The sequence below is a fragment of the Microcystis sp. M_OC_Ca_00000000_C217Col genome (genome assembly GCF_007095585.1).
Classification (GTDB): domain Bacteria; phylum Cyanobacteriota; class Cyanobacteriia; order Cyanobacteriales; family Microcystaceae; genus Microcystis; species Microcystis panniformis.
On record NZ_SFBV01000145.1, the window covers coordinates 1 to 9,760 of the forward strand.

Annotated in this window: 8 protein-coding genes; 3 read left to right on the forward strand and 5 right to left on the reverse strand. The window is 43.9% G+C overall.

What is annotated here, in order from left to right; all coding sequences use genetic code 11:
- The first annotated feature begins 260 nt into the window (after positions 1–260).
- Positions 261–1,847, forward strand: coding sequence for a serine/threonine-protein kinase (locus EWV66_RS08395; RefSeq protein ID WP_287108089.1), 1,587 nt, complete (start codon positions 261–263; stop codon positions 1,845–1,847).
- A 310-nt stretch (positions 1,848–2,157) separates the two neighbouring features.
- On the opposite strand, the gene EWV66_RS08400 is transcribed toward EWV66_RS08395, so the two are convergent.
- Both EWV66_RS08400 and EWV66_RS08405 read right to left on the reverse strand, forming a co-directional pair.
- Entirely contained in the window at positions 2,158–3,198 is a 1,041-nt protein-coding gene (locus EWV66_RS08400) for a fatty acid desaturase (protein WP_072926991.1), read from the reverse strand.
- Positions 3,199–3,715: 517 nt separating this feature from the next.
- A complete protein-coding gene (locus EWV66_RS08405) occupies positions 3,716–4,630 on the reverse strand; it encodes a Sll0314/Alr1548 family TPR repeat-containing protein (RefSeq protein WP_287108091.1) in 915 nt (304 codons plus the stop codon).
- 85 nt (positions 4,631–4,715) lie between these two features.
- Between EWV66_RS08405 and EWV66_RS08410 the strand changes: the two genes are divergently transcribed.
- Both EWV66_RS08410 and rsmG read left to right on the forward strand, forming a co-directional pair.
- The gene (locus tag EWV66_RS08410) at positions 4,716–5,363 is read left to right on the forward strand and encodes an ABC transporter ATP-binding protein (RefSeq protein WP_002786686.1); all 648 of its coding nucleotides are present in this window, start codon (positions 4,716–4,718) and stop codon (positions 5,361–5,363) included.
- A gap of 141 nt (positions 5,364–5,504) precedes the next feature.
- On the forward strand, positions 5,505–6,182 hold the full coding sequence (rsmG, locus tag EWV66_RS08415; protein ID WP_287108092.1) for a 16S rRNA (guanine(527)-N(7))-methyltransferase RsmG: 678 nt from the start codon (positions 5,505–5,507) through the stop codon (positions 6,180–6,182).
- A 2-nt stretch (positions 6,183–6,184) separates the two neighbouring features.
- Here the strand turns inward: rsmG and cax are convergent, their stop codons facing one another.
- The 3 genes from cax to EWV66_RS08430 all read right to left on the reverse strand — a co-directional run bounded on the left by cax (position 6,185) and on the right by EWV66_RS08430 (position 9,575).
- A complete protein-coding gene (cax, locus tag EWV66_RS08420; RefSeq protein WP_002796139.1) occupies positions 6,185–7,273 on the reverse strand; it encodes a calcium/proton exchanger in 1,089 nt (362 codons plus the stop codon).
- Positions 7,274–7,300: 27 nt separating this feature from the next.
- The gene (locus tag EWV66_RS08425; protein WP_072927001.1) at positions 7,301–7,933 is read right to left on the reverse strand and encodes a YdcF family protein; all 633 of its coding nucleotides are present in this window, start codon (positions 7,931–7,933) and stop codon (positions 7,301–7,303) included.
- A gap of 157 nt (positions 7,934–8,090) precedes the next feature.
- Positions 8,091–9,575, reverse strand: a complete 1,485-nt coding sequence (locus EWV66_RS08430; protein WP_081417900.1) for a site-2 protease family protein — start codon at positions 9,573–9,575, stop codon at positions 8,091–8,093.
- Positions 9,576–9,760: the final 185 nt, after the last annotated feature.

Consider the following 9,760-nt stretch of genomic DNA (forward strand, 5'->3'; position numbering starts at 1 on the left):
GCACGCAAACTTTAAACGCTTCGGGAGAGATTCCCTCTTGGTTGGTTGGAGAAATCCTGCTTGCTAACGGAGACTCAATGAACGAAGAATCCCCGTCTTTTTAGAGCGGGGAGCGTCAAACAAAAAAGGCGTTACAGGCGCTTTGATTGTCTGAGGCCTCTGGCTTTAGACTTTGGGAGATACCCCCCCTTGAGGAGAATCTCTTAAAGTGCATTGTTAAGGTGTGTTAGTAAAAAAGATCGGTCAATTGGTGGCTCTAGATGACCTACTGCCTTAATCCCAACTGTACTCAACCGAAAAACGCCCCGACAGCGTTAATCTGCGAGAGTTGCGGTTCAAAACTTCTTCTGCACGACCGCTATCAAACCCTACGCATTTTGGGGAAAGGTGGGTTTGGGGCAACTTTTGTTTCATCGGATCTGTCCCTACCAGATAAGCCCCTCTGTGTGGTCAAACAACTGCAACCTCCCCCTCAAGATGCTAATGTTTTTCGCATGGCGAGGGAACTTTTTGATCGAGAAGCGGCCACCTTGGCAAAACTGGGAGTTCATCCGCAGATTCCCCGATTATTGGACTATTTTGAAGATAATCAACAGTTTTATCTAGTTCAAGAATACGTTAAAGGTCATAACCTGCACCAAGAGGTCAAAAAACGCGGACCGTTTAGCGAAGCGGGAGTCAAACAGTTTTTAAGTGAACTCTTGCCGATTTTGAAATATGTCCACGAGCAAAAGGTAATTCATCGGGATATCAAACCCGCTAACCTAGTTCGTCGGCAAACAGACCGAAAATTGGTTCTGATTGACTTCGGGGCTGTCAAAAATCAAGTTAATAGCGTCATGGCCAATGCCGATTCTCAAACCGCTTTCACTAATTTTGCCGTGGGTACCCAGGGTTTTGCCCCCCCCGAACAGATGGCCATGCGTCCCGTTTACGCTAGTGATATCTATGCGGTGGGAGCTACCTGTCTCTATCTACTCACGGGCAAATCTCCTAAAGCGATTGAAGTTGATATTAATACAGGTGAATTACTCTGGGAAAAATTAGTCAAGGTGAGTCCCCAGTTTGCTAAAGTCCTGAAAAAAATGCTGGAAGTCTCTGTCCGTCATCGCTACAAATCCGCCCAAGAGGTAATGGATGCTTTAGACATGACGGCTTATGCCGATAGTCTAGCCCAAAGTTTAATCGCCGCTCCAATGGTTACTTCCCAGCCCCCCCGACAAGATTCAGGTTCGATAGCCACTTCCTCCGTTTCTGGCCTTCTCAAGTCTAAATTTCGTCCCAAAAATCAAAATCCAGAGGCCTCTCCAGATAATATGCTGGGGGGACAGATGGCTTTTTCACTGTCTAATACAAATGTATTGATCAAAAGTCAAGCCCGCAGCAGCACAGAGCTAACCTTACTGAAGAAAAAACCCCGCTTAGATGAAAAAGCGATTCTCGATGCTTACAATAACGGCCGGCGCAATTTCGCCCAAGAGGAATTACCAAATCTCAATCTGGCCAAAGCCAAACTTTTTGGCATCAATTTCTGTCAATCCAAATTAACAGGAGCTAATTTACGAGGGGCGGATCTGTCCAATGCGGATCTGGGCCGGGTTAATCTCAGTCAAGCTATTCTCAAAAATACCAATTTAAATAATGCCTATCTCGGTTATGCAGATCTGGAAAGGGCCGATTTACGCGGGGCTAATCTCACTGGCGCCCGTCTTCGCTACGCTAATCTCAAAGATGCTAATCTTTGCGGGGCTAATCTCTCTGATGCCCAAGTAACTCGAGAACAAATCGCCCTGGCAAAAACCAATTGGTTAACAGTTATGCCCAATGGTAAACGCAGTTTCTGGTAATCTTTTTTCAGTGATCAGTAAACAGTAATCAGTAAACGGTGGCCAGTAAACAATAATCAGCAATCAGTGAAAAGACATTAGGAAACTTCGATTTAATACTGTCACGGCTCTTCTCGACTTTGTATGATAATTTTTGCTTATAGAATCGTGAAATATTTACTGGGAAAGACTTTTAGGACTATTTTGCGGATATTCTATCAGTATAGACCCCGTTTCCACACAGAAACCAGAAGAGCCAAATCTGATAACTTACCCACTGATAACTGATAACTGATCACTGATAACTGATAACTGATCACTGATAACTGATTTAACCGCGGCTTTCCTTAAAGGTTTTGTAGGCGGTTTCGGAGTCGAAAATATGGCAATAATCAACGATTCGCTGCATTAATGCCCAAGAAAACTTGGTTTCTTTCAGGTGACTCCCCCAATTTTCTTGGAGACTAGCGTGAACTTTGCGGAGGTTATAGGAAGGAATCGCCGTCGAGATATGATGGGGGATATGGACATTAATATCGTGACAGAGAATTTCTACCCAACGGGGATAACTACAGTGAACTGTCCCTTCTAGTTGCGCTAAAGCTTGATTCCACTCTTCGGGATAGTAAAATTGAATATCGGGGTCTGTGTGATGGACAAGGGTAAAGGTACTCATCCAAAAATGATAGACAAACCAAGGTACCACCCAAAATTTAACCAATCCCCAGACACCAGTGTAGAAAATGAGGGTTGGGAAAAAAATAGCGGCAAAAACCAGGACGACAATCATCGAAAAGCGCGCTTTTTCCCGTTCGTTCTCCTTGAATTGTTCGATGTTGAAGTGTAGAATCGCCCAGTGGGCGATCGAACCGAGCCACCAGAAACGGCCGCGAATGCCGCGATAAAAGAGACGCACTAAGGGGTTGGCCGAGTTAAAAGCTTCTAATTCCCACGGATCCCAAGCATTATCTATCGTTACCATGTTAGTTTTAGCATGATGGCGATCATGGAGGAAACGCCAGCAGTGGAAGGGATAGATAAGCGGTAAGAGGAAAATATGACCGACAAGATCATTAACCCAGGGTCGATTAGAAAAAGACCGATGACCGCAATCATGCGCGATCACAAAGAATCCCGTTAAAGCTGTACCCGTAAAAATCCAAGCTAAAGGCAGTAAATACCAGGGAGAATAAACTAGCATTGCATAACCCGCAATGACCGCCAAAATATTCGTAATCACACCAAACCAAGCTTTAACTGGGTCTTTCTGGAAATATTCTTTGGGAATGCTTTGAATAATATCTTTCAGTTTAAAGTCTGGCTCGATCGAGGTGATCAACTCCCCATGCAATTTATCCGTCGTTGCCGTCATGAAATCTCCAATTACACTTAGGTGAACCCTTGACAAGAAATTAGCTAGGAGGTTTGGCTAAATTCTGCCCTATACCACAAGCCGTCTTTTTTGTCAATATATTTTTAACTTTAATTAATAAACTTCTGCGAAGCTTAATAATCCTTTACTTTATATACCATAAGAGGAGATTTTCTGTTTTGGCAAAATTTGACGGCGGGTGCATCTCATTTCTGTAAATCTACCAATTGGGATTTTTACGGGGAAACCCCCCTGCTAAAATCGGGCGTTGTTTCTGATTTTACCACTCAATCCCAGCTTTTGGGGGGTTATACCCCCCAAACCCCGGAGCGCATTAGTTTTTCGGTGGGATGCTTACACGCAGCTGCTGATACATTTGTCATCATCTAAGAGTCACTGATAATTGCTGATTGTCGGTATTCCTGCAAATCTGCGATGCAGCCTTGACGACTGCCTCTTGCCTTCAAAAACTGATAACTGATAAAAAAAACAAATATTGACTATTTTTAGGCGTTTTTTAACGATTAGCGGTGTTTTCTAGGGATTTAATCTCCTCCTGTACCTTACGGTGTTCGCGATTTAACTGTTTTTTAACTGATTCGGGGAGTTGTTCCTGTTTTTTCAGGGCATTATTAAAGTAATCTAGTGCCAGTTTCAAAGAGCCGGTATTTTTATCCGTATTGCCTTGAATTCTCAGGATTTGACCCTTCAGATACATTAATTCTGGATTATCGGGGGTCGCTTTCAGAGCGTTATCGATAAACCGCAAAGCCTGATCATACTGCTTTAAATCCCGGTAAGCTAGAGCTATACCTCGATCAACCAAGTAATCAGGACTCCCGTATGTTTCTAGCCGTTGAATTGCCTCTTGGGGACTAGAAAAGGGCAGATTAACCGCTAAAATCAAATCCATATAACCCTTTAACAGGTTCAATTCCGGATCCGTAGGACTAACCTTTTCTGCGGTTTCCAAATACTGAAACACCTGTTGTAATCTGGGGATAGCCGATACTGCTCCTTCGGTTTGAAAAACGTAGGTTCCCTCCAAAAAACTCCCCACCGCGAGATACAAATTTCCCCTTAAAGGGTCGCTGTCCTGTATTTGTTTGGCCGCTTCCTTAGTTTTCTCGGAGTAGGTTTTGAGGGTGTTCCAATCCTGGTCGGTAAAAGCAAGAGAGGCACGCATAGCATGGGACAAAGGTTCTTGGGGTTCCTTTTCTGTGGCCTCAACAATTAATTTTTTTGCCTCTAGATAATTACCTTGTTTAAAAATAGCGTTAAAAGCGGCCTCGGTCTTATCACCAATCGGTCGGGGATTGGTTTTGCGGAAAGGATCTCCGGCCAACCCGGGACCAATCCAGTTAACCACTACCATAACAGCCAGCGAAGCACCGATCGCCATTTTTTTCGTTAAACCTAACCTCAGCACCATGGTCAAAAGTCTCCTTGAGCGAATGAAAAAATCTGTCACAATAGAAACGGGTTTCTAGACTTAATTTCCAGTTATTTTCCTGTCAATGCTTTATCTCAAAGATGTGGTTTATCATCCCCCCGCTGCCCTCAATCCCATTTTACAGGGGATTAATCTCGAATTAGCACCCCAAGAATTAGGTCTGATTGTTGGCCCCAGTGGTTCTGGAAAAACGACTCTTTTGGAAATTCTAGCAGGCTTTGCCGATAAAACAGCAGGGACGATTCACTGGCGCGACCAAGAATTAACGGTACTGCACCTGCAACAATTAGGAGGAATCGTTTTTCAGTTTCCTGAACGTCATTTTTGCGGTAAAACCATCCTTGAGGAGTTGCGTCTCGGTCATCCAGAGATTAAAAGCGATCGCCTAACGGCGGCCTTAAAGGAGGTAGGATTAGAAAATATTCCTCTGGATACTTCTCCCCACAATCTTAGTGGAGGTCAACAGCGTCGTTTATCTCTCGCTGTCCAGTTAATCCGGCAGCCTAATCTGTTACTTCTCGATGAACCTACGGCCGGTTTAGATTGGTCTATGCGTCGTCAATTGGCTAAACTTCTCGCTAGTCTCAAACAACACTGGACTTTATTAGTAGTTAGTCACGATGCTGGGGAATTATTGCCTATTGCTGACCGTCACTGGAAAATTGAACAAGGACATTTGAGGGAAGTAAAAAGTGAAAAAACAGATAGTTGAGATTTTAGGGTTTTGAGGTTTTAGGGTTTTAGGGTTTTAGGGTATTGGGGTTTTTAGTTGAAATTCCCCACTTCCCCACTTCCCCACTTCCCTCATACCTGATAACTGATGACTGATAACTGATAACTGATAACTGAATTAATGATCCTTCCTGAATTATTTGACCTTTGGCAAGAAACCCTAGAATGGCAACCCGATGGGGCCATACAAGCGCGATTTCAACAACTTTATGAGTTGATTTTAGAGGGTAATCAACGTTTTAATCTCACCCGAATTACCCAACCGGAGGAGTTTTGGGAAAAACATCTTTGGGACTCTTTATCGGGTTTAGCTTGGTTACAAAAATCCCAGCCGGATCTATTGACAAAATCCCTATCAGTCATTGATTTGGGGACGGGGGCCGGATTTCCGGGGGTGCCAATTGCGATCGCATATCCCCATTGGTCGGTGACTCTCTTAGATTCCACCCAAAAAAAGATTAATTTTCTTGAAGAAGTTATTGACAAATTAGAGTTAAATAACACGAAAACTCGTTTAGGTCGGGCGGAAATCGTCGGGAAAAACCTTAAACATAACTGTGCTTACGATATCGTCTGTTTGCGAGCGGTAGGTAATGTGGATATCTGTGTTAACTATGCTTTGCCTTTCCTGAAAAAGACCGGAATCGCTATTCTCTATCGTGGTCAGTGGTCCGCGCAGGATAGTTTAAGTTTAGAGGAGAATCTAGGGAAAGCTGGCGGTAAAATCCTCGAAATTGCCAGTTTTACCACTCCCTTAAGCGAAAGCGTCCGTCATTGTCTATATATCTCCAAGAAATAACTTTAAGCGGTGAGAGGATGGAAAAAGAAAGCCAAGGCCAGGATAGCATAGGTAGCTAAGAGTAACATTCCTTCTAACCAATTCGATCGCCCATCACTACTAATCGAATTAGCCAACCACACCGCTACAGCCACTGCCACCAACTCAAAGGGATTAAAATTTAGATCCATGGGCTGACCGATAATATAACCCATGATAACCAAAACCGGAGCCACAAACAGGGCGATTTGCATACTGGAACCAACGGCCACAGATACCGATAGATCCATTTTATTCTTAAGGGCGACGGTGACAGCCGTAGCGTGTTCGGCCGCATTACCGATAATAGGCAAAAGAATCACCCCGGTAAACAGCGCCGTTAAACCTAGCTGTTCCGTAGCCTCCTCTAGGGATGCCACCAATAACTCCGATTCTACGGCCACGGCGATGGTAACGATCAATAAAATCAAAGACCAAAACCAGATTTTCGGCCTTGCGGTGCTTTCTCTGGCGCTTTCCTCCTCGATACCGGCAACCCCGACATCGTAGAGATAGGTGTGGGTTTTCATGGAAAATAAGAGACTTAAACCATAGACGAAAATTAACACCGCTGCCACGGCCACGGATAGACGTTGCAGGACTGCTTCCCCGACTCCCGTGGAGGTAAATTCCACGGCAGTGGGTAAAAGAATCGCCACCACCGCTAAATTCATGGCTGAGGCATTTAAACGAGCGGTTATTGGTTGAAATTCCTGTTCTTTGAAGCGTAAACCGCCTAAAAACATCGATAATCCCATAACTAAGAGTAAATTACCGATAATTGAGCCAGTAATCGTCGCTTTTACCACATCAATGAAACCTTCCCGCAAAGCGACATAGGCAAGAATTAATTCTGTGGCATTGCCAAAGGTGGCATTCATCAAACCGCCAATATTTGGCCCGACCACCACCGCAATCGCTTCCGTGGCTTCCCCCATGTAGGCCGCTAGGGGGATAATGGCTAGACAAGCCGTGATAAAAACTACCGTTCCGCCCCAGTGTAGCAGGGAACCGGCGATCGATAGCGGCACAAAAATCAATAAGATGGCGAAAATGGTATTTTTGCTTAACATAAAGTGGGTAATTTTGTCAAGATAATTTTATTTCGATTGGGTCGGGAACTGATGGGGACTAGAAGCGGATTTTAGCCAAAATTCCCCGGTAGAACCGGTTATTATCCATAATATTGCCCTAAAACCGTCTCTGAGGGACTTTTCTAGGGGTTCGGGGGGTGATTGGGAGGGAACAGTCACCGGTTTAATCACAATTCCGCGACTACCAAAAACAATTTCTCCCACTAATCGCGCCCTTCTCATGTGATTATCGGAAGTGACTAGATAGACACTATCAATACCTTCGGCTTTCAGTTGATCGGCTAGGCTAGTAAAGTTAGTGACAGTATCTCGCGCATTGTAATCGAGATGGAGACGTTCTAGGGGAATTCCCGCTTTTTTAAAAATCTTTCTCACATATCGTCGCGGACTACCGGAAGACACCCAAATCGATAGATCGGGATATTCCTTAGCCAATTTTGCCGCAAAACGTTCTCGATCGGCATGACCTCCCAAAACAAAAATCGCTTCCGGTTTTAGCCACTGCTGACGTAAATCGTGGTATAACCAGCCTAAACTCGCCAAAATTAGCGGAATAGCCAGCAATTTTAACCTAGATTTGCCTAACTTCGCTTTCAGAGAAACTCGCTTTTTTCTGCGAGAATTAGCCTTGAGAACCATATATCAGTGATCGGTGATCAGTTGTCAGCCTTCAGCTTTGTGGATTAAAGTGATCGAGGGTGAGGGTCATCGAACTCACATTGACGTAGGAGATAGGGATTTTATTCCCCAACTGACCGATAATTTTCCTGGAACTCAGGTTGATTGATGCAGTCGCTTACATTCCCCACCAACGGGCCACCGCTTCGGGAAGGGGTAGCAAAATACTTAATAACAAAGCTAGGGAAAATAAACCTAATAAATCTCGTTTATTATCCAATTCGGTGACATCATTTAAAGCAGGTTGATCGCTGACTGGCATTAATAATAGAATAATCGCCCAGAGTAAAAAATCTGGTTGCACTAGGGCTAAAATAAACAGGAATAATCGAGTTAATTGACCGATAATTACGGCGGTTTTCTGCCCATACATGGCGTGAACAATATGACCACCATCCAATTGACCCACGGGCATTAAATTTAGGGCTGTAACGATAATTCCCACATAACCTGCCACCGCTAAAGGATGTAAATGGATCGCTTTTCCGGCGATTAAATTACTGCCGAGGGCTAGTTTAGCTAGGATAGACAAGAGAAAAGAAAACTGCGGATTTAAGGCCTGAAAATTTAATAAACTGCTTTGATTAGTTAGGGGAACTATTTCCGAGAGGGACAATCCCCAAAACAGTAGAGGAATAGCGATAATTATACCCCCCAAAGGACCGGCCACCGCCACATCAAATAAAGCTTTGCGGGTGGGTACAGGGGATCGCATTTGAATAAAAGCCCCGAAGGTGCCTAGGAAGAAAGGAATGGGGATAAAATAGGGCAAAGTAGTTTTAATTTTATATTTAACTGCTGTCAAATAATGGCTGAATTCGTGCAGTCCTAAAATAGCAATTAAGCCTAAACTGTAGGGTAAACCTTGCAATAATAAACTAGAATTATTTTCTAATTGTTGGGTGGTAATGCCACTTAATCCCGCACCGATGACCGTGGTAGTTAAGAGAGTTAATAACAATAAACCCAGGGCAAGAAAGGGGCGAGTAATTTTTTCAGTTTCTATAGTTTCTGTTTTTTGCTGCCAGGGATTAGCCACAAGAGCGAAAAAAGGTTGTCCCTGAAAACTTTCTTGGAAAAGCAATAAAAAGCGATCCCCAAAAACCTTCTCCACATTGTTTTTAATCACTTGATAAGCTTCTTCGGGAACCGCTCGCAATTTGCCCCGACAGAGAATTGCCTGGGGACGATAATCGATATTTTGCAGATAATAAACACCCCAAGGAAAACAATCTCTTAGGGATTTTTCCTCTTCGGCAGTGATCGGTTTTAAATCATTTTTAGGTGCAGGATTATCAATATTTTCTAGGACTAAATTCGCTGTTTTTGGTGGTGATGGGGGGCCTTCTTGGGGAGTAACCCGCCCCCTTTGTACTAACCACCAGTACAAAAAAGGGCAGATCACAAAAGGACCGAACAGCAAAAATGCCGGTATGGGAGTATCCTCTCCATAGATTAACGTCCAGCCGGTCCAAATTAGAGCCGGAGTCATCAGGACTAACCAAATTAACCAAACTGGTGTTGTCGTGATTTTGGCCACGCTACGCTTGACGATAAAATAAGTGAAACCGCCAAGAATCCCTAATAACAACCACATTTCCATATCGGCTCTTTTCTCTTGAATAAAAAGCGGCTAATTTCAGCCGGCCTGGTCATCGAAAAACTGGGTCTGAAACCCCGCCCTTTAGCGATAGCGGAGGGCGGCTTTATACAAGTTAGTGAGAAACAATTAAACCGTTAGAACGACGAATTAACTGAATCTTGCTAATAGCTATCTGTCCCAATCGT